Below are 23,848 nucleotides of genomic sequence, written 5' to 3' on the forward strand. Positions count from 1 at the left end.
GGCAGTCATGGCAGCCATGGAACGAGCACCGCGCCGCGGCCGTGCGGGCTCCACGCACCCCTGGGTCCTCGTCGTCCCCGCGCTGGCCGTGATCGCGGTGTTCTTCCTGACGCCGACCGTCTACAGCTTCGTCTACGCCTTCACCGACTGGTCGAGCTTCAAGAGCGCCATCAACGGCGTGGGCCTGGACAACTTCGCCGACCTCGCCCGTTCCGGCGCGCTGCGCCACGCCCTGATCACCACGCTCATCTACGCGGCCGGGGTCGCCGTCGTCCAGAACCTGTTCGGCCTGGGGCTGGCGCTCCTGCTGGAGCGCGACACCGTCCTGAACAAGATCCTGCGAGTCGTGTTCTTCGTGCCCGTGGTGCTCTCGGCGCTGGCGGCCGGGTACGTCTTCAGGGCGCTGCTCAAGCCCGACGGCGGCGTCAACCAGGCGCTGTCGGCCCTGGTGGGCCACACGGTCGAGATCGGCTGGCTCAACTCCACCACGTGGACGCTGGGCGTCGTGATCGTCATCCACGCCTGGAAGTGGATGGGCATGTCGATGCTCATCTACCTCGCCGGCCTCAAGACCATCGACGGCCAGGTCCTCGAGGCGGCCGTCATCGACGGGGCCACCCCCTGGCAGGTCCTGACCAGGATCCGGCTGCCGCTCATCGCCCCGGCGATCACCTTCAACGTGACGACGGCGCTGCTGGGGTCGATGAACTCCTTCGACATCGTCCAGGCCACGACCAACGGCGGCCCGGGCGGGTCCACCGAGCTGCTCAACCTGTTCATCTACCGCACCTTCGGCCAGGGCCTGTACGCGCAGGCCACGACGATGAGCCTCGTGCTCTTCCTGACTGTCGTCGTCCTGGCGTTCCCGGTCATCGGGATGCTGCGCCGCCGTGAGAGGAGCATCGCATGAGGCTCTACCGCAGGATCCTCCAGCCCGCTCTGGGCATCGTCCTGGCGCTGGTCGTCGTCGGCGTCCCGCTGTGGACGGTCCTCGTGACCGCGGGCAAGTCGCAGGCCGAGGCGCTGTCCCCGGGCCTGGGCCTGCCCAGCCACTGGGAGCTCGGGGAGAACCTCGGCAGGATCGTCGAGCGGGCGCGAGTGGACACGGCCCTCCTGGGGAGCCTCGTGCTGCTCATCCCCTCGGTGCTCGTCGTCCTGCTCCTGGGGTCGATGGCCGCCTGGGTCCTGGCGCGGCGCTCCGGCCGAGGGGTGGCTGCGCTGTACGCGGTGATGATCTCGGGGATCATCCTGCCCCCGGCGATCGTCACGCTCGTCCTCCTCCTGCGCCAGCTGGGGCTGGCCGGCACGGCGGTGGGCATGATCGCGACCTACTCGGGCATGTACCTGTCCCTGGTCATCTTCTTCATCACCGGTTTCGTGCGCACTGTTCCCGAGTCCCTGGAGGAGGCTGCCAGGATCGACGGCGCCGGCCCGATGGGCGTGTTCACGCGCATCATCTTGCCCCTGCTGCGTCCGGTGCTGGCCACAGCGGCGATCCAGGTGAGCCTGTACGTGTGGAACGACGTCTTCTACGCCCTGTTCATCGTGGGCGGGCGAATGGACACCCTGCCACTCAACCTGTTCATGGTGGCCAGCTCGGGAGTCCAGCTCAACAACTGGAACCTCATCTTCGCCTACGTCCTCGTCATGAGCGCGCCCCTGGTGGCCCTCTTCGCGGTCTTCCAGCGGCAGATCATCTCCGGGATCACCTCGGGGGCGGTGAAGTAGGGGAGCGGGCCTCCGCTGGGGGCGGGCGCGAAATGGCGCGGTTTGAGGATTGCTCGGGCTCCGAGAGGGGGCGGGCCCGGCGCGAGTTCCGCGAGTTAGTTCCTGGCCTGGGTAAACGCAAGTCGTGACGGCGTGTCAGAAAAAGGAATCCTCAAACCTCGCCATCGAGGGGGGCGATCCCCGCGCTCGGGACCGGTCTCGCTCCTGTTTTCGACCGGTCTCGACGGGTTAGGCGGCTGAGCGCAGGCGCGCCCGGCCGACCGCCATGCCGACCGCGGTGATCGCCACGGCGAACAGGGCGCACACGCCGATGTCCCCGTACAGTGGCGCGAGCGCCTCGGCCGACATCGATGAGGACTGGAAGGCCTCGCGGATGGGCTGGTTGGCCCAGTAGGTGGGGGTGAGCGCGGAGAGCCGCTTGACGGCCTCGGGCATGTGGCTCAGCGGCAGCCAGGCCCCGCCGAGGAAGGAGAAGAGGAGCCCTCCGATGTTCGCCACCGCGTTGGACGCGTTCTCGCTCATCCTCAACTGCCCCATGAGGAAGCCGACGGAGATCCCCACCATGGCGTAGACCAGCAGGGCCGTCGCGGCGACCCCGTGCAGGGGCAGCGCCGTGCTCAGCGTTCTCAGCCCCAGCGCCCCCACTCCCAGCGTGTAGGTGGCCGCCCATCCCAGGACCCCGATCACCGCGAGCCCCGCCGACAGCCCGATATTGCGACGCATGACCGGCTCCGGGGAAGCGCTCATGCGCACGCGCAGGGGCCTGCGCCCCAGGACACGCATGATGAGGCTCGAGATATTCGTGGTGAAGGCGAAGATGGAGTACAGGGCCATGGATAGGAACACCATGAACGCCGTCGGCATGGGCGCCGCCTCCTCGGCGATCACTCCGGCGGGCGCGCTCGCCCTCATCGACGTCGTCGCGGCCGCGGCTGCCTGCTCGGCGCTCTCGGCGGTCGTCGCCCGGTAGGCCACCGCCTGCTCCAGGTAGGCGGTCACCTGCTCCGCCAGCAGGGGCGCGTCGGAGGAGGAGGGGGCCAGGACGGTGCCCACGCGCGGGACCGCGGCCTCGGCGTCGGGCAGGTCCGCGCCCCCTCGCGCCCGCTCGGCCGCCTTCTCCACGCCGTCGCCCAGGCCGGAGGGGATGATGACGATCAGCTCGACCCGGTCCTGGGCGAGGGCGTCCTGCATGGCGCGGCGCGATCCTCGAGCGCCACTGCCTCGCCGTTGGCCTCCATGAAGGCGGTCAGCCCTGCCGAGACCGGGCTGCCGTCGCGGTCGATCACTGCCAGGGGGACGTCGGCCCGCGTCAGCTCGGTGGTGGTCCGCCCGTCCTGGGCGACACCGGTCAGCAGGCCGAGCATATTGACCGCCACCAAGAAGATGAGGGCGTAGATCCAGTGCCCGCGGGCGATGCGCAGGGATGTCTTAAAGGCGCGCATGGCTCATCCTCCTCATGCGGATCGTGGCGACGACGGCGAGCGCCGCGGTCATGGCTGTCATGGCCCCGATCGCGATGGCGAAGGAGGACAGGGTGTCGTAGTAGAGCAGCGAGTAGTAGGCGCGGGCCGACTGCCACAGGGGGTTGAGGCGGGCCAGCCATGGCGCCGAGCTTCTCCACCGAGTCCGCCAGCCTCTGGGAGGACTGTCCGTAGAGGCCGGTGAACAGGGACAGGAGGGAGCTCAGGGCGGTGGTGATCCCGGGGCTCAGGCGCGGCACCGTCCCCAGGACCGCGCCGGCGGTGCTGAACAGCAGGGAGGACGCCGCCACCGCCAGGAGGGCCCAGGGCCAGTGGATCCCGAAGCCCACCCCGCACACGCCGCGCATGTAGAGGAATCCGCTCACCAGGCAAGCCGTCAGCATGACCCACGCGGCCGCCAGGACACCGGCCAGGATCCTCCACCGGGGGATCGCGGCCAGCGCGCGGCGCGTGCCCGTCGGGGAGGAGCCCGCCATCACGGATCGCACGGAGACCATTGCGATGCTCATGCCCAAGGCGGCGGTGAAGGCAAGCAGGGCGAAGTAGTAGCGGGCGGTCGACGTGCCTGACGACGGTGTCACCTGGGTCTCCTCGATCAGCTCCGGGCCTGATCCGAGCCGGTCGAGGATCCGTCGCGCGTTCGCGATTCGGGAGCCGGCGTCCTCGGGCGAGGTGGCGCCGTCCGCGGTCCGCGCGGAGATGGACTCCCCCAGGGCGGCGGAGCGGGCGTAGGAGTCCAGGGCCCACCGCAGGGCGGTCGAGGTGTCCGAGGCCGCGCCCCTGGCGGTCAGCTGGAGGAGGGGAGCGCCGTCCTTGACGACGACGTACCCCTGGATGCCGCCGTTCTCGGCCGCGGCGCGGGCGGCGTCCTCATCGGGGTACTCGGTGAGGACGGTCAGGCGGTTCTTGGCATCCGGGGAGGAGACGCCCTCCATGAGCCCCCTCAGTCCAGGAGCGTCGTCGTAGGCATGATCGGTGACCGCGCCGAGCGGAATGGGGGTCGGCTCGGCGTCGTCGATCCCCTGGAACAGGACCATGAAAACAGTGGCCAGGATGAGGGGGAACAGGAGGGTCCAAACGAGCATGGACCTCTCACGCGCCAGGAGGCGCAACTGGTGGGTGAAGACGGCGCTCATGTCACGCCTCATCCCGCAGTGCCCGGCCGGTGATCTCCAGGAAGACCTCGTTGAGGGTGGGGGGCTCGGAGACCACGCGCCCGACGACCGCGCCCGAGGAGCTCAGCGCCGCCAGGACGTCGGCGAGGTTGTGGGAGCCCGGGCGGCACTCGATGGTCAGCTCGGTGGCGGGGGCGCCGTCGGGTCCCGCGGAGGCCGAGCGGACGCAGGGCAGGCGGCGGACGGACTCGAGGATGGCGGCCGGCAGCGGGGCGGGCTCGACGACCTCCGCCCTGATCCTCTCACCCGTGCCGATCATGGCCTTGAGCTCGTCAGCGGTGCCGGAGGCGACCTCGCGCCCGTGGTCCATGATGACGATCCGGTCGCACAGCTCCTCGACCTCCTCCATGTAGTGGGAGGTGTAGATGACCGTGGCGCCAGCGGCGTTGAGGCGGCGAATGCCCTGGAGGATGGCCTCGCGGCTCTGCGGGTCGACGGCGACAGTGGGCTCGTCGAGGATGATGAGGTCGGGCTGGTGGGCGATCCCGCAGGCGATGTTGAGGCGGCGCACCAGCCCGCCGGAGAGCTTCTTGGGGCGGGACCTGGCGAAGGGTTCCAGGCCGACGAAGGTGATGGCCTCCTCGACCAGTTCTCGACGGCGGGCGCGGTCGGTGACGTACAGGGCGCAGAAGGCGTCGATGTTCTCGCGCGCCGTCAGCTCGTCGAAGACGGCGACCTCCTGGGGGATGAGGCCGATGCGGCGCTTGAGGCCGTAGGCGGTGGCGCTCATCGGCTCGCCGAACACGCGCACCTCACCGCGGTCGTAGGTGAGCAGCTGGAGCAGGCAGGAGATGGTGGTGGTCTTGCCGGATCCGTTGGGCCCCAGCAGGCCCAGGATCTGCCCGCGCGGGACGCGCAGGGACAGCCCGTCAACGGCGGTCAGGTCGCCGTAGCGCTTGATGAGGCCCTTGATCTCGACGGCGGGGGCTGAGGGCGCGGCGCCTGGCGGGCCGGGGGCCGCCGGTGCGGTGGACGGGCCGGTGCGTTGAGTCGTGCTCATGGTTCCTCTCCCAGGGGCGCGGGGATGCGATGACTCCATGGTCCCGGGAGCGCGGCGGCGCGGCCAGTGCCTGGACTCACCGGCCCGCCTGCCCAGGGGTGACTTCTGTCAGGGGTGGGGCGCCCCGGGCGAGCGCCGTTCCCGGGCGAGCGCCCCTCGGGTGATCGCGGCGGGCGCGGCTGACCTGTGCGATCATCGGCATGTGAAGGTTCTGGCGGACAAGGCCGTGCTGCTCGTCGGCGGGCTGCTCCTCCTCGTCGGTCTCGGCCCGCCCGGCCCCATGGCGGTCTCCTGCCTGCTCATCGCCATCACCGGGAGCGCGGCCGCCTCAGCCTGGGAGGGGCGGGCCCGAGGCGTCCTCGCGCCCCTGCCAGCCCTGACGATCGTCGCGCTCACCCCGTTGGGACTGCCGGGGGCGCCGTTGGCGGTGTACGACGTCGTGCGCCGCCTCCGCCTCGGGGACCTCCTCGTCCACGGCCGGAGCGCGGCCCCGGCCCTCCCCGATCGCGATGCCCGCACCGTCGCGGCCGTGGGCGCCGCCCTCGCGGCTACCACAGCCCTCCGTTGGGACGGGCGGCCACTCGCCTGGGCCGGCGTCCTCGCCGGCGCGGCGTCGGTTCTGGCGCTGCGCAGCGCGGAGGAGCAGGAGCAGCGTGCCCGCCTGCTCGCCGCCCACGATGACCTGCGCGCCAGGCTCCGTTCCCTGCGGGCCTCCCGCGCCGAGCTGGTCGAGGCCCAGGAGCACCAGGCGCGCGCCGCGACCCTGGCCGAGCGCACGCGCATCGCCCACGACATGCATGACACGGTGGGGCACCAGCTCACGAGCCTCTTGTTCCAGGTGCGGGCCCTGCAAACCATCCACGTGGGTGATGCCACGATGGCCGGAGCCCTGGACGGCCTCGGCTCGGGACTGGAGGAGTCCCTGAGCGCCATGCGCGCCTCCGTCCACGCCCTGTCCGACGACGGCGTCGACCTTGCGGTCGCCCTCCACGCGCTGGCGGGATCCAGCCCCGTGCCGCGGGTCAGCGTCGACTGCGACGTCGATGAGCCGCCGCCCGCGGCCGTGTCGCGCTGCGTCCTCGCCGTCGTGCGCGAGGCCCTCACCAATGCCGCCCGCCACGGCCGGGCGGCCAGCGCGCGCGTGGTGGTGGCCGACTTCCCCGGCTTCTGGAGGGTGAGCGTGAGCAATGACGGCGCGGCGCCGGCCCGCCTCGATGGCGACGCCGGGTCCGACGGCGATGGGATGGGGCTTCGCTCCATGGATGAGCGGGTGCGGGCCCTGGGCGGTACGCTCCGCGTGGAGCCGCGCCCGGTGTTCACGGTCACGGTGACGATCACGAAGAGCGGGAGGAACGAGCCGTGAGAGTCCTGGTGGTCGACGACGACGCCCTCATCGCCCAGTCCCTGGCGACGATCCTCGGGGCGCAGGACGATATCGAGGTGGTCGGCACCGGCTCCAGTGGAGCCGAGGCGATTGAGCGCCACCGCGAGCTGTCGCCCGATGCGCTGCTCATGGACATCCGCATGCCCGGCATGGACGGCCTCGCCGCGGCCGAGCAGATCCTCTCCCAGGACCCGGGCGCGCGGATCGTCTTCCTGACCACCTTCGCCGACGACGACTACATCGTCCGCGCCCTGAGGATGGGGGCGCGCGGCTACCTCATCAAGCAGGACATCGCGCAGATCGCCCCGGCGCTGCGCAGTGTCATGGCGGGGGTGAGCGTCCTTGAGGGGCAGGTGCTCGAGCGCACCACCGTGCTGCGGGCCGATGCCGACCGCGGGGAGCTGGTGCGCGCCCGGGCCTTCGCGGCGCTGACCGACCGGGAGTTCGAGGTGGTGCGGGCCGTGGCCGAGGCCCTGGACAATGAGGAGATCGCAGCGCGGTTGTTCATGAGCGTGGGCACTGTGCGCAACCACATCAGCTCGATCCTGTCCAAGCTGGGGCTGCGCAACCGCACGCAGATCGCTGTGCGCTACTACCGAGCCGAGGCCGGTTGACGCCGGGGCGGAGCCGCCGCCCCGTCTGTCGCCCCGCGCGATCCAGGGGGATCGTGATCGCCCCGCCCGCCCTTCTGACCGGTCTCGATCGTGATATCGACCGGTCTCGGTGGGGCGGGGTGCTAGGAGGCGGGGGTCTTGACCTTGTGGAAGTCGGAGGGCGTGAGCCTGCCCTCGCGCAGCTTGGAGAAGAAGCCCGGCGCGGTCTCGTCCTCGAGCAGCACGGCCGACCCGATCCCGCCAGGCTCGTAGTCGAGGGAATCGATCGGCGGGGCGCCAGTGAGACCCTCGGACGAGGCTGCGCGGAAGCCGAGAACCATCTGCCCGATATCCGTCAGACCGGTGTCGTTATCGGCGGTGAGCGCCTTCGTCCCCGCGTCGACCAGCTTGTCCTGCCGCGGCCAGCTGATGAGCGTCTTGGCGGACACGGCCCTGTCGACGACGGCGCTGATCACCGCGCGCTGGCGCAGGCCCCGGCCGATGTCCCCCGTGGGATCCGACTTGCGCATGCGCGAGTAGGCCAGGGCCTTCTCGCCGTCGACGTGCTGGCAGGTGCCTTTCGAGGTGTCCCAGACGAGCCCGGAGTCGGGGTCGTCGACGTCGTAGTCGAGGCAGGCGTCGATGCCGTCGACGGCGTCGACCGTCTCCTTGACCCCGGCCATCCCGACCTCAATGTAATGGTCGATCGTCAGGCCGCTGAGTCCCTCCACGGTCTTGACCAGGAGCTCGGGCCCGCCGTAGGAGTAGGCGGCGTTGATCTTGTTCCCGCCGTAGCCGGGGATCTCCACGTACGTGTCGCGCGGCAGGGTGGTCAGCGAGGACTGGCCGTTGTTCTTGTGCAGCAGCATGACCGAGTCCGCGCGGGAGCCCTCCGTGCCGTCGTCGGCGATACCGCCGTCGCCACGGGCGTCCGAGCCCACGATGAGCCAGGTCTCCCCGGCGGTGTGCTTCTTGCCGGACAGGGCGTCCACGCGTCCGAGCTTGTCATCGACCTCGTGGGCCAGCCAGGCCACCCGGCCCACGATGATCCCGAGCACCAGCGCGATCACCAGGGCGCTCCAGCCGAGGACCCGGCGCCAGCGGCGGCGCCGGGGGGCGCGGCGCCCCGGGCCGATCGGCCCGGGGCCCGAGGGGGAGCCCGGCGGCATCGGGCCGATCGGGCCCGCGTCCGGCGCGGGCCGACCCTGCCAGCCTCCTGCGGAGGGGCCATAGGACGTGGGGAGGGGGACCGGGTAGCCGGGGGCGCCAGCGCCGTGGTCGTGCCCGGCGGGCGGATAGCCCGAGGGGAGGGCCTGCGTGGCGTCGAGGGCAGGGCGCCGCGGCGCTGCCCCGAGGGCGCGAGCCGACGACCCGGGCCTGGCGCGGCTTCCCGACGCGCCGCCGGTGGTGCCCGCCCGCGGCGCGGGGCTCTGGCGCGGGACCGCCGTCGGCGCCGCGGGCCGCGGGCCCGCCTGCGCCTGGTCCCCGCCGAGCACGCTGCGGCGCGTGGGGGCCTCCGGGGCCGGCCGGGGGTCCGGCCGCTGGCCCTGCCTCATCTCCCGCGGCGGCAGGGGAGGCCTGGGGGCCCGTTCCCCAGAGCCCGGGGCGACACTGGGAGGAAGATCGTCATTCGACGTCATAGGCCGTGCGCCTCACTTGCACTGGGCGGCGGGGTCGGCGGAGGGAGTCGCGGGGGCCTGCGGGGCCGCGGCGCCACTGGGCTTGCTGGCAACGGCGGGGGCATCGGTCTGCTCGGCGGCACCGGCCGAGGAGGAGCCAGCCGCGTCGGAGGAGCCGGGCGCCGGGGACGCGGTGGAGCCATCCGCGTTGCCGCTCACCGAGCTGGTGGGCACGGGGGTGTCCGCCTTGAGCGCCTTCCAGACCGCCTTGGCATCATTGGTGGCCACCACGCGGTTGGGGTCCCATTCGGCGGGCTCGTTGGGCACGGTGAGGAAGGTGATGCGGTCCAGGCCGATGGACTGGATCGAGCTGGCCAGGCCCTGGAGGTTGGTCAGGTCACCGATCCTCTCGGAGGCAGTCAGCGACCCCAGCGCCGTGCGGGCGAAGGAGTAGAGCTGGTTGGCGTTCGAGAGGATGTTCTTGCTCTGGGCGGTGCGGATCATGGCGGCCATGAGGTTCTGCTGGTGCTGGATGCGGCCGATGTCCGAGCCGTTGCCGTAGCCGTGGCGGGCGCGTGCGTACTTCAGGCCGTCGGGGCCGTTGAGGTGCTGGCAGCCCACGGGCAGGTGGAGCTGGGTGTAGTCCGGGTCGTCGATCTCCTCGGAGACGTAGAGGTTGACGCCGCCCAGGGCGTCGACCATCGTCTCCAGGCCGTGGAAGTCGACCACCATGAACTCGTCGATGTTGACGCCGGTCGTCTTCTCGATGGTGTTGATCGCGCAGGCCGCGCCGATGCTCAGGGCCTTCTCGTTGGTCCCGGTGCCGGCGCCGATGGCGAAGGCGTTGTTGATCATCGTGTTCGGCTGGGGGTCCGACTCGGTGCCGTTGTAGGTCTTGCACGAGGGGATGTCCACGAGGAGGTCGCGGGGGATGGAGATCACCTCAACTCGGGAGCGGTCCGCGGACACGTGCATGATCACCGCCGTGTCCGAGCGGGCCACGGAGGTGTCCTCGCTGCCGTCGGCGCCGTCGACGTTGTTCGCCCCGCTGCGGGTGTCCGAGCCCAGGATGAGGATGTTGAGGGCGTGACCGTCGTAGGAGTCGCCGATGGCGTCCGTGCGGGTGGCGGAGCCGTCCAGGTAGCCCGAGATGTCGAAGCGCTTGACCTGGCCCTGCAGGTCCATGTAGGCGAATCCGGCCGCGGAGGTGACGAACAGGGTGAGTGACAGGAACACCAAGCCAGCCCGGCGGGCGGTTCGCCTCCCCAGGTCCTTGATCGAATGCCGCGCGCGTGGCTTCTCGGTGTTGGGCACGTGGCGAGTCTAGAGAATCCGCTGGGCGAGGCCTAACGTCGTGATTACGTCGAGACATGATCTTCCTCCGGTCTGGATGACTGGCGTCACACCGCCTCGGCGAGACCCCGTCTCGTCTAGGCTCTTCCCGTGACCGATCTCGTCCCCGCGCCCTCCGATCGGCCGGATCCGGCCGATCAGCACCGCCGGTCCGGCGTGTCGCCCGATGCCGTGCCCGGTCCGGGGGCCGGCCGGCGGGGCGCCGGGCGCGCGCGCGTGGTGACCGTCGCCTACAACCCCGGGGACGAGCTCGAGCGCTTCCTCTCCTCCCTCAAGGCCGCCACCTCCCGCGAGATCACCGTCGTCATCGCCGACAACGGCGAGGAGCACGACGTCGTCGGGGCCCTCGCCGCCGCGCACGGCGCCCGCGTCGTCGGCGACGGCGTCAACCGCGGCTACGGCGGGGGCGCCAACCTCGCCGCCCAGGGGCTGGATGAGGACTGGATCGTCGTGGCCAACCCCGATCTCGTGTGGCGCCCCGGCAGCCTCGACGTCCTCATCGACGCCGCGATCGCCCACCCCGAGGCGGGCGCGCTCGGCCCGCGGCTCCTCAACGCCGACGGGACCGTCTACCCCTCCGGGCGCGCCCTTCCCTCGCTCGCGGCGGGCACCGGGCACGCCCTGCTGGGGAGGGTCTGGCCCACCAACCCCTTCTCCGCCCGCTACCACGGCGGCAATGAGGACGTCACCCACGCCGTGGGCTGGCTCTCGGGCGCCTGCCTCCTGCTGCCCGCCGACGTGTGGCGCGAGCTCGGGGGCTTCGACGACGGCTACTTCATGTTCTTCGAGGACGTCGATCTCGGGGCGAGGGTCGGGGCCTCAGGGCGCGTCAACCTCCAGGTGCCCGACGCGGTCGTCATCCACGAGCAGGGCGTGAGCTGGAAGGCTCGCCCCGAGCGGATGATCCGCGCCCACCACGCCTCGGCGCGCCGCTACGTGCGGGCCTCCCACCCCGCCCCCTGGCAGGCGCCGCTGCGCTGGGCGCTGTCCGCCGGCCTGCGCGCGCGCGAGGAGATCGCCGTGCGCGCCGCCCGGCGCGGCTGAGCCCGGGGCCTCTCCGGCCTCCTCGCCCGGGCGCCTCTCCTGGGCCCGCGCCCGACCGGTCCGTGGACGGCGGGCGCCCGCCCTCAGGGGCGCTCCCGGCGGGCCTCGGCGGGGGGCTCCGGCGCGGCGTCGATCGCGACCCGGCGCGCCAGCCGGGTGATCTGCCGCTCCAGGGAGGCCTTGCGGCGGAAGGAGGAGTGGACGTTGAGGAGGAAGGCGACGACGAGGGCGTAGAGGAGGAGGTCGGCGCCGCGGCCGACCCCGACGGCGTTGGCCACCTGGGTGGTCAGTCGGGGCAGGCTGATCGCGATCACCGCGAAGAGCACGAAGGTCAGGGTCAGGAGGCGCCGACTGGCCTCGTGCCGCGCGCCGGCCGGGGTGCGCAGCATGGTCCAGCCGATCGCGACGACGGCGATGACGAGGATGACCTGGATGATGATCTGGTGGCTCACTGGCTGCTCCTATGGACTGGTGGCGAGTGCGGCGCGCCGACGCGCGCTCAGCTGAAGAGCAGGTCGACGAGGATGTTGACGGAGTTCCACAGGGACTGGCCCTTGGCCTTGGAGTAGTTGGTGTAGGTGATCGTCACCGGGTGCTCGCGCCAGGGCAGGCCGGTGGCGGCGAGCTGGCGGATGATCTCCGAGGCGTGGGCCATGCGGTCCTGCTGCAGGCTGATCCGCTCGGCGGCGTCGCGCCGCAGCACCCGCAGCCCGTTGTGCGCGTCCGTCATCCGCATCCCCGACGAGCGGGAGGAGGCCCTGGCCGCCAGGCCGAGGATGAGGCGCTTGGCCGGGCCGACGGGGGAGGGGCCCTCGAGGAAGCGGGAGCCGAGGACGAAGCCGAGCCCCTCCTCCCGCGCGGCGGACACCATGGCCCTCGCGTCATCGGGGGAGTGCTGGCCGTCGGCGTCGAAGGTGACGACGTAGTCAGCGTTCGTCCTCTCCAGGACGTACTCGATGCCGGTCTGGAGCGCGGCGCCCTGGCCCCGGTTGATCGGGTGGCGCACGACGATTGCCCCGGCGCGCTCGGCCTGCCGCGCAGAGTCGTCCCTCGATCCGTCGTCGACGGCCACGATGCGGGGGAAGGCGGCGCGGGCCGCCTCGATGACCCCGCCGACGACCCGGGCCTCGTTGTACAGCGGGATGACGAGCCAGGCGTCGGTCGCCGGGGCGGAGTCCTGCCCGGAGGATGCGGGGATGCTCACCACGGCATTGTCGCACGCCCGGGCCGACCCGCCCCGAGGGGCCTCCAGCGCGCTGATCATCGCAGGTCACGGGACTGGCGGTGATAGCCTGGGGTGATGGTCGCGGCGCGACCTGGCCCGGCGCCCCGATCCCTTCCCGGCGCCCCCTCGCACCTGCACGAACGACGGCGCCTGGCCGGGATCCTCCCGCTGGGCAGCAAGGAGCCGCAATGGCAGTCCGGATCGCCGAGTCAGCCGACGTCTCGGACGATGCCGTGATCGGCGAGGGGAGCAGCGTCTGGCACCTCGCCCAGATCCGGGAGCGCGCCGTCCTCGGCGCCGGCTGCGTCATCGGGCGCGGCGCCTACATCGGTGAGGGCGTGCGCATGGGGGCCAACTGCAAGGTCCAGAACTACGCGCTCGTCTACGAGCCCGCCAGCCTCGCCGACGGCGTATTCATCGGGCCCGCCGTCACCCTGACCAACGACCACTTCCCCCGCGCCGTCAACCCCGATGGCAGTCTCAAGTCAGCCTCCGACTGGGAGCCCGTCGGGGTGACCATCGAGGAGGGCGCCTCCATCGGCGCGCGCGCCGTCTGCGTGGCGCCGGTGACGATCGGCGCGTGGGCCACGGTCGCGGCGGGCGCCGTCGTCACCAAGGACGTCCCCCCGCACGCGCTCGTCGCGGGGGTGCCCGCGCGCCGCATAGGCTGGGTCGGGCGCGCCGGCGAGCCCCTTGAGCCCATCGCGCCGGCCGGGCCCGGCGCGCCACGGTGGCGCTGCCCCGCCACCGGCGCCGTCTACGAAGAGTCCGGCACCACGATCCGAGAGGCCTCCCACTGATGGAACGCAGCTTCATCCCCGCCGCCCGGCCGATCATCGGGCCCGAGGAGCGCGAGGCGGCCGGCGCTGTCATCGACTCCGGGGCGGTCGTCCAGGGCCCGCAGGTGGCCGCCTTCGAGGAGGAGTTCTCCTCCGCGATGGTCGCCGGAGCCCACTGCGTGGCCGTCAACTCCGGCACCTCCGCCCAGCACGTGGCCACGCTCGCCTGCGGCCTGCCCGAGGGCGCCGAGGTCATCGTCCCCTCCTTCACCTTCGCCGCCACCGCGAACTCCGTGGCCGCCGCCGGCGCCACCCCAGTGTTCGCGGACATCGACCCGGTCACCTTCACCCTGGACCCCGCCGCCGTCGAGGCCGCCATCACCGAGCGCACCGCGGCCATCGAGGTCGTCCACCTCTACGGCCTGCCCGCCGACATGCCCGCCATCCTGGGGATCGCCGAGCGACACGGCCTGGCCGTCTACGAGGACTGCGCCCAGGCGCACGGGGCCGCCATCGACGGCGCGCCCGTGGGCTCCTTCGGCGCCTGGGGCTCCTTCTCCTTCTACCCCACGAAGAACATGACCACGCTGGAGGGGGGCCTCATCTCCACCCGCGACGCCGACCTGGCGCGCGCCTGCCGCCTCATCCGCAACCAGGGCATGGAGCGGCAGTACGCCAACGAGGTCATCGGCCTCAACAACCGCATGACCGATGTCAGCGCCGCCGTCGGGCGCGTCCAGCTGGGCAAGGTGGGCGGCTGGACCGAGCGGCGCCGCGCCAACGCTGCCGCGCTCGACGCCGGGCTGGCCGGCGTGGGCGGCGTCGTCACCCCGCACGCGCCCGACGGCTACCGCCACGTCTACCACCAGTACACGATCCGCTTCGAGGGCATCGAGGGCGCCGCGCGCGACGAGATCGCCCGCGTCCTGCGCGAGGAGTGGCGGATCGGGACCGGCGTCTACTACCCGATCCCCAACCACCGGCTGCCCTCCCTGGAGCGCTTCGCCCCCGGCCTGGAGCTGCCCGGCACGGAGAAGGTCGCCCGCGAGTGCCTCTCCCTGCCCGTCCACCCCTCGCTCACCCCCGAGGACCTCGACCGGATCATCGGGGCCGTCGGCGCCGTGGCGAAGGCGGGCGCCTGAGGTGGGCGCGCTGCGCGTCGGCCTCATCGGCCTGGGCTCCATGGGCCGCCACCACGCCCGCGTCATCCGCGCCACACCCGGCATGGAGCTCGTGGCCGTGGCCGATCCGGGCGGTGACCGCTTCGGCGCGGCCGATGGCCTGCCGGTCCTGCCCGACGCGGGGGCGCTCATCGACGTCGGCCTCGACGCCGCCGTGGTCGCCGTGCCCACCGTCCACCACGAGGAGGCGGCCCTCGCCCTGGCCGAGGCCGGCGTCGCCACGATGGTGGAGAAGCCCATCGCCCACAGCGCCGAGGCTGGTCGCCGCGTGGCCGAGGCGTTCTCCTCGCGCGGGCTCGTGGGCGCGGTCGGCTACGTGGAGCGCTGCAACCCTGCCCTGCGGGCCCTGCGCGCCCGCCTCGACGCCGGTGGGCTCGGCGAGGTCTACCAGGTCATCACCCGCCGCCAGGGGCCCTTCCCCGCGCGCATCAGCGACGTCGGCGTCGTCAAGGACCTCGCCACCCATGACATCGACCTGGCCGCCTGGGTGGCCGGCTCCCGCTACGCCTCCATCAGCGCGCACGTGGCCCACCGCTCCGGGCGGGACAACGAGGACATGGTCGTGGCCGTCGGGCGGCTCGCCAACGGCGTCATCGTCAACCACATCGTCAACTGGCTCACCCCCTTCAAGGAGCGCACCACGATCGTCACCGGGGAGAAGGGCGCGTACGTGGCGGACACCCTCACAGGGGACCTCACCTTCCACGCCAACGGGACCGTGGCCTCCTCCTGGGACCAAGTGGCCGCCTTCCGCGGGGTCAGCGAGGGCGACGTCGTGCGCCACGCCATCGAGAAGCGTGAGCCCCTGGTCCTGGAGCACGAGCGCTTCCGCGACGCCGTCGTGGCCGGCGCGGGCGCCGCGAGCAACGAGATCGTCACCATGGACGAGGGAGTGGCCACCCTCGAGGTCGTCGAGGCCGTGCTCGCCTCCGCCGCCGAGAACCGGACGGTCGGCTTGTGAGCGCCAGGCGGCTGCGCGGGGGCCTCGTGCTCGGCCTCGCCGGAGCCCTCGCCCTGGCGGCCTGGGACCGCGCCCGCCCCGCCCGGGGGGTCATCATCGCGACCCGCCTGTACGCTCCCGAGGCCGCCGCCGCGGCCCAGCGCCTGCGCGGACTGGCCCTGGCCCTGGCCGAGCGCGGCGAGCGCGTCACGGTGCTCACCTCCACCCCGCCGGGCATGACGCGCCCCGAGGACCCCGGCATCGAGGTGCGATCCGTCCCGGCGCTCCGGGATGAGTCCGGATACGTGCGCGGCTACGCCCACTACATGAGCGTGGACGCGCCCATGGCCGTCCGGCTCCTGGCCCGGCGCCGCCCCCGGGTCGTCATCGCGGAGCCGCCGCCGACCACGGGCGTGGTCGTGCGGGCCATCTGCGCCCTGCGCGGCATCCCCTACGCCTACTACGCGGCGGACGTGTGGTCCGACGCCTCCGAGTCCATCGGCGCGCCCGCCTGGGTGGTCGGGGCCCTCCGCCTCGCTGAGCGCCTCGCCCTGGCTGGCGCGCGGAGCGTCATCGCGGTGAGCGACGGCGTGGCGGACCGCGCGCGCGAGCTGGGGGCGCGGCGCGTGGCCCTTGTCCCCAACGGCATCGACACCGAGGTCTTCACCGACGAGGGCCCTCGCCATCCGGACGCGCCCGCGGCTCCGTACTTCCTCTACGCCGGAACCGCCTCGGAGTGGCAGGGCGCGGGAGTGTTCATCGACGCCCTCCGCCTGGTCCACCGCGCCCGCCCCGAGGCGCGCCTGGTCTTCCTCGGCCAGGGAAGCGACTGGGAGAGCCTCATCGCCCGGGCCCGGGGCGACGAGCGGATCGGGTTCAGCGGGCTCGTGCCCCCCGATCAGGCCGCCGCCTGGCTGCGCGGCGCGGCGGCAGCGGTCGTGTCCATCCGGCCCGGCCTGGGCTACGACTTCGCCTATCCCACGAAGATCCTCGCGGCCCTGGCCTGCGGGGCCCCCGTCGTCTACGCGGGCCCCGGCCCGGCGCGCGAGGATCTCGGCTCCCACGGCCTCGGTCATGCCTGCGACCACGAGGCCGGCGCCGTCGCCGAGGCGATGCGCCAGGCGCTCGCGGACGCCCAGGCCCCCGGTCGGGAGCGCGAGGCCGCCAGGCGCCGGGCATGGGTGGTCGGCAACCGCTCGATGCGCGCGGCGACGGGCCGTGCCGCGGACGAGATCCTTGGGATCCCCCGGCGGTGAGGACGCGCGTCGCCCCGGGCGCCATGGGACACTTCCAGCCGTGAAGGTCCTCCACGTCAACGACGTCGCCCGCATAGGCTCCGCCCTCGTGCGCCAGGCCAGGAGCGAGGGCATGGACTGGGACCTCTACGACACCGCCCGGGTGGATCCCTCCTGGCGCCCGGCCACCCGCGCCGCCCGGCGCGCCCTGCGGGGCGGGCTCTGGGCCGTGGGGCTGGCCCGCAGGGCCCTGCGCGCCGACCTGCTCGACGTCCATGGCGGCACCGTGCCCGCGCACACCCGCTGGACCCGCCGCCCCTACGTCCTGCACCTGCACGGCACGGACATCCGCGTCCGCCGCTACGAGCCGGCCCGCGCCGGCCTCATCGAGCGGTCCGTGCGGGAGGCTCTCGACGTCTACTACACCACCCCCGATCTGGCCGAGCACACCCTCGACCTGTGCCCCGGCGCCACCCTCCAGCCGGTCGTCGTCGACCCCGCCGAGCTCCCCAGCGCCCCTTCCGGCGCCGCCCGCCGCGGTGAGCCCGGGTCCTTCACCGTGGTCTTCCCCTCCCGATGGGGCGCCGCCAAGGGCGGGGAGGAGCAGGAGCGGGCCGTCGCCGCCCTGCGCCGCGCCTACGGGGACCGGATCGTCCTGGAGGGCCTGGACTGGGGGGAGAGCGCCCACCGGATCGCGCGCGAGCACGGCGTCATCCTGCGCCCGACGATGCCCCATGCGGACTACGTCCGCTGGCTGGCGGGGGCCTCGGCCGCCGTCGGGCAGCTGACCGGCTCCATGGGGGTCTCCGAGATCGAGGCCGTTGGGGCCGGCGTCACCACCGTCGTGGCCCTCGACGAGCGCTGGTACGACGGCTCCCACGAGACCACCCGGGACGTGCCCGTCCTCGGTGGCCCCGTGGCGCGGGCCGACTTCGTGGACGCGATCGTCGACGGCGTGGGCCGGGCCCTGGATGGCGCGCGGATCACCGGTGGGCGCGCCTGGGTCGACGCCCACCACTCGCCCCGGCGCGCCGTGGCCCGCCTCTCCGAGCGCCTCGCCCGCCTCCGCCCGGGGCGCGAGGCCGGGGATTCAGCGTGAGGCGCGCCGTGATTCAATACTCGTCATGAGAGTCGCGCTGGTGAGGAGGTGGCGGGCCTTGATCGCGCGCAGCCCGGTCCTCGGCGCGATCCTCACCCTCATGACGGGCACCGCCGCCGCCCAGGGCATCACCCTCGTCCTCCAGATATTCATCGCGCGCGTCTACTCCGACGTCGACAAGGGCCTTCTGGGCATGTACGGGTCGGTCACGGGCTTCGTCATCACCTTCGCCGCGCTGCGGTTCGACCTCGCCATCGTCCTGCCCGCCTCCGAGCGCGCCGCGCGGGTCCTCATCAGGCTCGCCACCCGGTGCGTCGTCCTGACCTCCCTTCTGACCTCCCTGACCTGCATCGCCCTGGCGCGGGTCCTGCGCGATCACTACCACCACTCAGGGCCCCTCATGTGGTGGCTCATGGGATCAGGCGTCACCGTGTTCCTCGTCGCCCAGGTCACCAACCTCCAGTACTGGCTCACCCGCCATGGGAGGTTCGGCGCCATCGCGCGCAACCGCGTGCTCCAGTCCACGGCCGTGGCCGGGTCGCAGCTCGTCCTCGGCCTCGCCCTGCGCGGCGGCATCTCCGCCCTCCTGCTGGGAACGATCGTCGGCCAGCTCCTCACCTACGCCGGCCTGCGGCGGCGCGCCCCGGAACTGGGCGAGCCCATCGGCGCCGACGCGCCGAGCCTGGCCGAGATAGCCTCGCGCTACCGGCGGATGCCGCTGCTCAACGGGCCCAACGCCGTGGTGGACTCCCTGCGCGGCAACGGCATCAACCTGCTCATCGGAGCGGTCTCCGTGTCGGCATTGGGCCAGTTCCAGCTCGCCTGGAACATCCTCCAGGTACCCGTGGCGCTGATCGCGGGCTCGATCTCCCAGGTCTTCCTCAAGAAGCTCTCCGACGCCGAGCCCGGCGAGATGGCCCCGCTCGTCCGCTACGTGCTGCTACGGGCGCTGCTGGCGGCGGTGGTCCCCTTCGCCGCCCTGTACGTTCTCGCGCCCTGGCTCTTCCCGCTGGTCTTCGGCCCGACCTGGGTGGACGCGGGCCACTGCGCGCGAGCGCTGACGCCGTGGCTCCTCCTGACCGTGCTGAGCTCGCCGGTCTCCAACATCTTCGTCGTCACGCGGACCCAGTCCCGGCTGCTCGCCTTCGCCATCGTCTACTGCGCGGTGCCCCTGACCTGGCTGTGGCTGAGCCCTCTGCCGTTCATGACGACCCTGACCGTCCTCGGGGCGCTCATGGCCCTCCTCCTGGTGGGCATGATCGCCATGGCGCTGGCGGTCGCGCGCCGCTTCGACCGCGGCCTGACCCCCGGGGCGGAGGAGGGGGCCGTCGCCACGGGCGGGGAGGCGGGCGCCGGCGCCCAGGGGCCCGCCGATGAGGCCATGGGGAGGGGCTCGGCCCCCGTGTGATCGGGCTGCCGGCTCTCGCGGGGCCCCGGCGCTCCGTCACGTGCGAGAATGCGCCAACGGCCCTGCTGGCCCGCCACCCCCAAGGAGTCGCGTTGTGAGCCAATCCCCGGTTCCTCTCGTCGTCCTGACCGATCAGTACCCGTTCGATACCGGCGAGGAGTTCTTCGAGCAGGAGATCCACTATCTCTCCGAGCGATTCGAGCGGATATGGGTCGTCCCCATGCGCGTCACGATCGGCGCGGTCAAGACCCGCCGCCTCCCCCCGGGCGCTACCGTCGTCCTCCTGCCCCTGCCGCCCCCTGGCGCCTGGAAGCGCCGCGCCGGGCGCCACGCCGCCCGCCTTGCCCTCGGCCCGGGCCGGGTGGAGTGGGGCGGCGCCCGCCGCAGCGCCGTCCGCGCCATCCGCGAGTTCCACTACGCCGTCGACGTCCTGGACCGCTTCGACGCCCTGAGGCGCACGCGGGCCTACCGCGAGGAGCTGGCCGGTCGGCCCCTCGTCGCCTACGGATACTGGCTCCACCACGCCGCCGGGGTCGCGCAGATGCTGCGCGCCCGGCACGGCGCCCCCGTCGCCGCGGTCAGCCGCGCCCACGCCTACGACGTCAACGAGGCGCACGCCCCCCAGCGGCATGTGCCCGGGCGGCGCCGACTCGTGGGTGGGCTCGATGAGATCTACCCGATCTCGCGCTATGCCGAGTCCTTCCTCGCGCCCTACGCGCGCGAGAGGGGCACCGCCCGCATCGCGATCCGCCACCTCGGGGTGCCGCCCATCGGGGGCGACGGCGGGAGGCAGGACCCGCTCCACGTCGTCAGCCTGTCCCACTTGGCCCCCTACAAGAACGTCGACCGCCTCGCCGACGCCGTCGGCGCCATCGCGCTCTCCGGCCGCCCCGTGCGCTGGACGCACCTGGGGGAGAGCGATGCCGCCCGCCGCGACGCGCTGCGCGCCTACGCCGCCGAGCGTGCCCCCGGGGCCCGCATCGACCTGCCCGGCTACGTCCCCAACGCGCGGGCCCGCGAGCTGCTCGCCGGCGAGGGCTACACGGTTCTCGCCAACACCTCCAGGAGGGAGGGCGTGCCGGTGTCGATCATGGAGGCGATGGCCGCCGGGCTGCCCGTGGTGGCCACGGATGTGGGCGGCACGGCGGAGATCGTGCGCGACGGCGTCAACGGGCGCCTCGTGAGCGCCGGCGCCACGGGGGAGGAGATCGCCTCCGCGATCCTCAGCGTCGCCGACGCCGCGCCCCACGACTACGAGGCCCTGGGTGCCGGAGCCCGGCGGACCTGGGAGGATGGCTTCAACGCGCCCGTGCAGTACGCCAGCATGGCCGAGCGCCTGCGCTCCCTGGCCGACGGGCTCCAGGGAGGCGGGGCATGAGCGGGCGCCCGCGGATGATCTTCCACGCCCCCTACCCCATGGAGCCCGCCCCGACCGCCGCCTCCCGGCTGCGCCCGTTGCGGATGCGCCAGGCCTTCGAGGAGATCGGCTACGAGGTCATCGACGCCTCCGGGACGGTGACCCAGCGCCGCGCCGCGCTGCGCTCCCTGCGGCGTTCCCTGGCCGGGGGCGAGCGCCCCGACTTCCTCTACAGTGAGAACTCCACCCAGCCGAACCTCCTGGCCACGAGTGTTCGAACCGGCGTCGCGCCCCTGCTCGACTACTCGATCATGCGGCTCGTCCGTCGGCACCGCATCCCCGTGGGCGTCTTCTACAGGGACGCCTACTGGCGGGTGCCGGCCCTGCGCGGGCGCGGGGCCTACCGGCGCTGCGCGGGCGTCCTCCAGCGCGTCGACCTGGTCGGCTACAAGCGCAACGGGGTCCACTTCTTCCTCCCCTCCGAGCCCATGTCCGCCCTGGTGGGACTCGGCGCCGGTGACTCCTTCTCCGCCCTGCCGCCGGCAGGGGAGCCCGGGCGCCTCCTGCCCCTGCCGCCGGCCGGTGAGGAGCTGCGGCTCATCTACGTCGGCGGCCTCGGGGGCCACTACGACCTCGACTCCTTCCTGGCCGCCCTGCGCGCGACGCCGTCGGTCCGACTCGACCTCGTCACCCGGCCCCAGCAGTGGCAGCGGGCCCTGGCGGATGACGGGCGGCTGAGCTCCCCGGCCATCGCCGCCCACCACCTGTCCGCGGGCGAGCTCCAGCCGCTCTACGCCTCCGCCCACGCCGCCGTCCTCCTCGTCACCCCCGCCGAGTACTGGGATATCGCCGTACCGGTCAAGCTCTTCGAGTACCTGTCCCACGGGCGCCCGGTCATGGTCACCCGGGGCACCGAGGCCGGGCGCATCATCGAGGCCAACGGCGCCGGATGGGTGGTCGACGACGACCCGCGCGCCATCGGTGGCCTCCTCGCCCGCCTGCGCGACCACCCCGAGGAGATCGCCGAGAGGGCCGAGGCCGCCAGGCGCGCGGCCTCCCGGAGCACCTGGGCCGAGCGCGCCCGCGCCGCCGCCGGGATCCTCACCGGGGGGACCCGATGAGCGCTCTTCTCGCGTGGCTGCCGTACACCGGGAGGGCGGCGCTGCTGCTGCTCATCCTCTTCGCCCCCGGCACGGCGATCCTGCGCGGCGCCGGCCACCGGCGCCTTTTCGCCCTGGGCGCCGCGCCGCCGCTCAGCCTCGGCGCCGTGACGCTCATCGGCATCCTCTGCGGGCGCTTCTCCATCCGCTGGAACGGCTGGGCCCTGGGGACCGGAGCGCTCATCATCGTGGGCCTCGTCGTCCTGCTGACCCGCAAGGCCCTGGGCCCGCTGCCCTCCCGATCGCGCTACGGCCTGGCCCCGCCCCGCCTGTCATCCGGGCGAGCGGTCCTGGCGGCCGCCCTGGGCGCGGCCCTCATCATCGCCGCGCCCATCGCCCTACAGTGGGACCCCGCCCTGCCCGCCCAGCAGATCGACTCCGTCTTCCACTACAACCTGGCCTGGACCATCGAGCAGACGGGCAACGCCTCGCTCCTGGTCGGCGCCTCCTGGTCCTTCAGCCTGCGGGCGATCCCCGCCTACTACCCGCTCGTCTGGCACGCCGTCGTCGCCGGGGCCGGGCGCGGGGACATCGTGGGAACCACCAACACGCTCGTCCTCCTCGTCCCACTCGTCTGGACCCTGGGCCTGGCGGTCCTGGCCCGTGGGGCGTTCCCCGCCTCGCGGTGGGCCCCGGTGACGGCGCCGCTGGTGGCGACCCTGCTGCCCGCCTACCCCGTCTACATGATCGCGTTCCGGCAGCTGTGGCCCAACGCCCTGGGCTGCGCCGTTCTCCCGGCGACCCTCGCGATGCTGCTCCGGGTGGCCCGGCTCCTCGAGCACCAGGAGGAGGTGGGGCGGCGCCGGGTGGTCATCGCCCTGGCGATCTTCACCGTCGCGCTCCTGGGCGCCATCGCCGCCTACCCCTCCACTCTGTTCGCCTTCTGCCTGACCGGCCTGCCCCTGCTGGGCCGGATCCTCATCGCGCTCGGCCGGGGGATCCGACGCCGGATCGGCCCGCGCGCGATGAGGCGCCTGGTGGGGTGCGCCGCCATCGGGGCCCTGGGCGTCGTGGCGGCGCTCGTCCTCGACCCGGCGGTGCTCGGGCGCCTGGGCCGATCCTCCTACGCGGGCTTCTCCGGGATCCCGCTCAGGATCGCCGCGATGATCACCCTGTGGCCCATGGGCGGCGGGAGGGCGCCCTTCCTCCTCACCCTCGCCATCCAGTCGCTCCTCATCATCACCGGGCTCATCGTCACGGCGCGCCGACGGCAGTGGCGATGGATCGCCCTGGCCTGGGCGGCCCCGATGCTCATCCTGGCGGCCGCCTACTTCCCCCTGTGGCCCCTCACCGCCCTCACCGGCCTGTGGTACAACGACCCGTACCGGATCATCCCCCTCGTGATCCCCGCGATCGCGCTGCTCGGCGCGGTGGCCGTCGACGCGCTGATGGACGGGCTCGCCGCTCGGCACCGCCTCAGCGGAAGGCGGACGGCGACCGCTGTGATCTGTGCGCTCGTCATCGGTGGGCTCGGTGCCATGCCCGCGCGCCTGCTCGCCAGCCGCTCGGCGTACAGCGCCGCCACGCCGACCCTCGTCGAGGTCCTGAGCGCCGACGAGGCGGGGATGATCCGCTCCCTGCCCGGGCGCCTCGACCCTGATCTCATGGTGCTCGGCGATCCGGCGGCGGGAGCCACGTACGTCGAGGCCCTGGGCGGGCAGCGCTCCGTATTCCCCCATATGACGTTCCGGGGTCTGGACACCGACGCGCTCTACCTCGCGAAGCACTTCTCGCAGATCCGCACGGACCCCCGCGTCTGCGAGATCGTGCGGCACTACGGGATCGGCTACTACTACGCCGACGCCCCCGGCCGCGTCGTCGGCATCGACCCGGTCGAGCGGGCCCCCGGCCTCTACGGCGTCGACGTCTCCGAGGGCTTCGAGGAGGTCACCGGCGGCGGGGCGACCATCTACCGGATCACCGCGTGCGGGCCGGTGAGCACGGGCCGCGACCCGTGGACCCTGGACTCGGCCGAGGAGCCGCTCCTGGACATCAACCCTCCCCTCGTCCCTGGGACCGGGGAGCCCTGAGCCGGTGCCCGGGGGAGCGGCGCCCGAGTCGGGGCGCGATGAGCGGAGCGCCGTTGC

At 73.1% G+C, this 23,848-nt stretch carries 22 protein-coding genes; 14 read left to right on the top strand and 8 right to left on the bottom strand.

The genetic code is table 11. The features are described from left to right. The first annotated feature begins 16 nt into the window (after positions 1-16). Both ABXS69_RS02555 and ABXS69_RS02560 read left to right on the top strand, forming a co-directional pair. A complete protein-coding gene (locus ABXS69_RS02555) occupies positions 17-910 on the top strand; it encodes a sugar ABC transporter permease (RefSeq protein ID WP_366181034.1) in 894 nt (297 codons plus the stop codon). Continuing rightward, positions 907-1,728, top strand: coding sequence for a carbohydrate ABC transporter permease (locus ABXS69_RS02560; protein ID WP_366181035.1), 822 nt, complete (start codon positions 907-909; stop codon positions 1,726-1,728). The genes ABXS69_RS02555 and ABXS69_RS02560 overlap by 4 nt, the downstream gene beginning before the upstream one ends. A 228-nt stretch (positions 1,729-1,956) precedes the next feature. Here the strand turns inward: ABXS69_RS02560 and ABXS69_RS02565 are convergent, their stop codons facing one another. The 4 genes from ABXS69_RS02565 to ABXS69_RS02580 are packed head-to-tail and all read right to left on the bottom strand — an operon-like array spanning position 1,957 to position 5,384. Next, on the bottom strand, positions 1,957-2,919 hold the full coding sequence (locus tag ABXS69_RS02565) for an ABC transporter permease (protein WP_366181036.1): 963 nt from the start codon (positions 2,917-2,919) through the stop codon (positions 1,957-1,959). Next, positions 2,883-3,104, bottom strand: a complete 222-nt coding sequence (locus ABXS69_RS02570) for a hypothetical protein (protein ID WP_366181037.1) — start codon at positions 3,102-3,104, stop codon at positions 2,883-2,885. The genes ABXS69_RS02565 and ABXS69_RS02570 overlap by 37 nt, the downstream gene beginning before the upstream one ends. Then, the gene (locus ABXS69_RS02575; RefSeq protein ID WP_366181038.1) at positions 3,077-4,345 is read right to left on the bottom strand and encodes an ABC transporter permease; all 1,269 of its coding nucleotides are present in this window, start codon (positions 4,343-4,345) and stop codon (positions 3,077-3,079) included. The genes ABXS69_RS02570 and ABXS69_RS02575 overlap by 28 nt, the downstream gene beginning before the upstream one ends. A 1-nt stretch (position 4,346) precedes the next feature. After that, positions 4,347-5,384: an ABC transporter ATP-binding protein gene (locus ABXS69_RS02580; RefSeq protein WP_366181039.1), complete on the bottom strand. Its 1,038-nt coding sequence runs from the start codon at positions 5,382-5,384 to the stop codon at positions 4,347-4,349. Between the two features lie 202 nt (positions 5,385-5,586). On the opposite strand from ABXS69_RS02580, the gene ABXS69_RS02585 reads away from it, so the two are divergent. Together ABXS69_RS02585 and ABXS69_RS02590 are read left to right on the top strand one after the other, a co-directional pair. Beyond that, the gene (locus tag ABXS69_RS02585) at positions 5,587-6,747 is read left to right on the top strand and encodes a histidine kinase (RefSeq protein WP_366181040.1); all 1,161 of its coding nucleotides are present in this window, start codon (positions 5,587-5,589) and stop codon (positions 6,745-6,747) included. Further along, positions 6,744-7,382 carry a response regulator transcription factor gene (locus ABXS69_RS02590; RefSeq protein WP_366181041.1) on the top strand — a complete coding sequence of 213 codons (639 nt, stop codon included), beginning with the start codon at positions 6,744-6,746 and terminating at the stop codon, positions 7,380-7,382. Before ABXS69_RS02585 ends, ABXS69_RS02590 begins: the two co-directional genes overlap by 4 nt. A 122-nt stretch (positions 7,383-7,504) precedes the next feature. On the opposite strand, the gene ABXS69_RS02595 is transcribed toward ABXS69_RS02590, so the two are convergent. Together ABXS69_RS02595 and ABXS69_RS02600 are read right to left on the bottom strand one after the other, a co-directional pair. Further along, positions 7,505-8,530 carry an LCP family protein gene (locus ABXS69_RS02595; protein ID WP_366181042.1) on the bottom strand — a complete coding sequence of 342 codons (1,026 nt, stop codon included), beginning with the start codon at positions 8,528-8,530 and terminating at the stop codon, positions 7,505-7,507. 483 nt (positions 8,531-9,013) lie between these two features. Further along, positions 9,014-10,294: an LCP family protein gene (locus ABXS69_RS02600; protein WP_366181043.1), complete on the bottom strand. Its 1,281-nt coding sequence runs from the start codon at positions 10,292-10,294 to the stop codon at positions 9,014-9,016. A gap of 195 nt (positions 10,295-10,489) precedes the next feature. Here ABXS69_RS02600 and ABXS69_RS02605 point away from each other — a divergent pair, with 195 nt between their 5' ends. Continuing rightward, positions 10,490-11,377 carry a glycosyltransferase family 2 protein gene (locus ABXS69_RS02605; protein WP_366181507.1) on the top strand — a complete coding sequence of 296 codons (888 nt, stop codon included), beginning with the start codon at positions 10,490-10,492 and terminating at the stop codon, positions 11,375-11,377. Positions 11,378-11,460: 83 nt separating this feature from the next. On the opposite strand, the gene ABXS69_RS02610 is transcribed toward ABXS69_RS02605, so the two are convergent. Both ABXS69_RS02610 and ABXS69_RS02615 read right to left on the bottom strand, forming a co-directional pair. After that, positions 11,461-11,829, bottom strand: coding sequence for a DUF2304 domain-containing protein (locus ABXS69_RS02610; protein WP_366181044.1), 369 nt, complete (start codon positions 11,827-11,829; stop codon positions 11,461-11,463). Between the two features lie 47 nt (positions 11,830-11,876). Next, positions 11,877-12,581 (bottom strand): glycosyltransferase family 2 protein, encoded by a 705-nt coding sequence (locus ABXS69_RS02615; protein WP_366181045.1) that lies wholly within the window; start codon positions 12,579-12,581, stop codon positions 11,877-11,879. Between the two features lie 209 nt (positions 12,582-12,790). Between ABXS69_RS02615 and ABXS69_RS02620 the strand changes: the two genes are divergently transcribed. The 9 genes from ABXS69_RS02620 (at position 12,791) to ABXS69_RS02660 (ending at position 23,791) form a co-directional block, all read left to right on the top strand. After that, positions 12,791-13,402, top strand: a complete 612-nt coding sequence (locus tag ABXS69_RS02620; protein ID WP_366181046.1) for an acyltransferase — start codon at positions 12,791-12,793, stop codon at positions 13,400-13,402. After that, on the top strand, positions 13,402-14,523 hold the full coding sequence (locus tag ABXS69_RS02625) for a DegT/DnrJ/EryC1/StrS family aminotransferase (RefSeq protein WP_366181047.1): 1,122 nt from the start codon (positions 13,402-13,404) through the stop codon (positions 14,521-14,523). The genes ABXS69_RS02620 and ABXS69_RS02625 overlap by 1 nt, the downstream gene beginning before the upstream one ends. A gap of 1 nt (position 14,524) precedes the next feature. Further along, positions 14,525-15,523 carry a Gfo/Idh/MocA family oxidoreductase gene (locus tag ABXS69_RS02630; protein WP_366181048.1) on the top strand — a complete coding sequence of 333 codons (999 nt, stop codon included), beginning with the start codon at positions 14,525-14,527 and terminating at the stop codon, positions 15,521-15,523. Continuing rightward, a complete protein-coding gene (locus ABXS69_RS02635; protein ID WP_366181049.1) occupies positions 15,520-16,758 on the top strand; it encodes a glycosyltransferase family 4 protein in 1,239 nt (412 codons plus the stop codon). The genes ABXS69_RS02630 and ABXS69_RS02635 overlap by 4 nt, the downstream gene beginning before the upstream one ends. 40 nt (positions 16,759-16,798) lie before the next feature. Next, positions 16,799-17,836 (top strand): hypothetical protein, encoded by a 1,038-nt coding sequence (locus ABXS69_RS02640; RefSeq protein ID WP_366181050.1) that lies wholly within the window; start codon positions 16,799-16,801, stop codon positions 17,834-17,836. Between the two features lie 58 nt (positions 17,837-17,894). Next, on the top strand, positions 17,895-19,244 hold the full coding sequence (locus ABXS69_RS02645; protein ID WP_366181051.1) for an oligosaccharide flippase family protein: 1,350 nt from the start codon (positions 17,895-17,897) through the stop codon (positions 19,242-19,244). 94 nt (positions 19,245-19,338) lie between these two features. Beyond that, entirely contained in the window at positions 19,339-20,622 is a 1,284-nt protein-coding gene (locus tag ABXS69_RS02650) for a glycosyltransferase (protein ID WP_366181052.1), read from the top strand. After that, the gene (locus tag ABXS69_RS02655) at positions 20,619-21,722 is read left to right on the top strand and encodes a glycosyltransferase (protein ID WP_366181053.1); all 1,104 of its coding nucleotides are present in this window, start codon (positions 20,619-20,621) and stop codon (positions 21,720-21,722) included. The genes ABXS69_RS02650 and ABXS69_RS02655 overlap by 4 nt, the downstream gene beginning before the upstream one ends. Then, the gene (locus tag ABXS69_RS02660) at positions 21,719-23,791 is read left to right on the top strand and encodes a DUF6541 family protein (RefSeq protein ID WP_366181054.1); all 2,073 of its coding nucleotides are present in this window, start codon (positions 21,719-21,721) and stop codon (positions 23,789-23,791) included. Before ABXS69_RS02655 ends, ABXS69_RS02660 begins: the two co-directional genes overlap by 4 nt. Positions 23,792-23,848: the final 57 nt, after the last annotated feature.

This window comes from Actinomyces timonensis, assembly GCF_040702965.1.
GTDB lineage: Bacteria > Actinomycetota > Actinomycetes > Actinomycetales > Actinomycetaceae > Actinomyces > Actinomyces timonensis_A.

Excerpts from the sequence above, each read along its gene's own strand:
- ABXS69_RS02555 (WP_366181034.1), top strand. The coding sequence starts at position 17 with ATGGAACGAGCACCGCGCCGCGGCCGTGCGGGCTCCACGCACCCCTGG.
- ABXS69_RS02560 (WP_366181035.1), top strand. The coding sequence starts at position 907 with ATGAGGCTCTACCGCAGGATCCTCCAGCCCGCTCTGGGCATCGTCCTG.
- ABXS69_RS02565 (WP_366181036.1), bottom strand. The coding sequence starts at position 2,919 with ATGCAGGACGCCCTCGCCCAGGACCGGGTCGAGCTGATCGTCATCATC.
- ABXS69_RS02575 (WP_366181038.1), bottom strand. The coding sequence starts at position 4,345 with ATGAGCGCCGTCTTCACCCACCAGTTGCGCCTCCTGGCGCGTGAGAGG.
- ABXS69_RS02580 (WP_366181039.1), bottom strand. The coding sequence starts at position 5,384 with ATGAGCACGACTCAACGCACCGGCCCGTCCACCGCACCGGCGGCCCCC.
- ABXS69_RS02595 (WP_366181042.1), bottom strand. The coding sequence starts at position 8,530 with ATGCCGCCGGGCTCCCCCTCGGGCCCCGGGCCGATCGGCCCGGGGCGC.
- ABXS69_RS02620 (WP_366181046.1), top strand. The coding sequence starts at position 12,791 with ATGGCAGTCCGGATCGCCGAGTCAGCCGACGTCTCGGACGATGCCGTG.
- ABXS69_RS02625 (WP_366181047.1), top strand. The coding sequence starts at position 13,402 with ATGGAACGCAGCTTCATCCCCGCCGCCCGGCCGATCATCGGGCCCGAG.
- ABXS69_RS02655 (WP_366181053.1), top strand. The coding sequence starts at position 20,619 with ATGAGCGGGCGCCCGCGGATGATCTTCCACGCCCCCTACCCCATGGAG.
- ABXS69_RS02660 (WP_366181054.1), top strand. The coding sequence starts at position 21,719 with ATGAGCGCTCTTCTCGCGTGGCTGCCGTACACCGGGAGGGCGGCGCTG.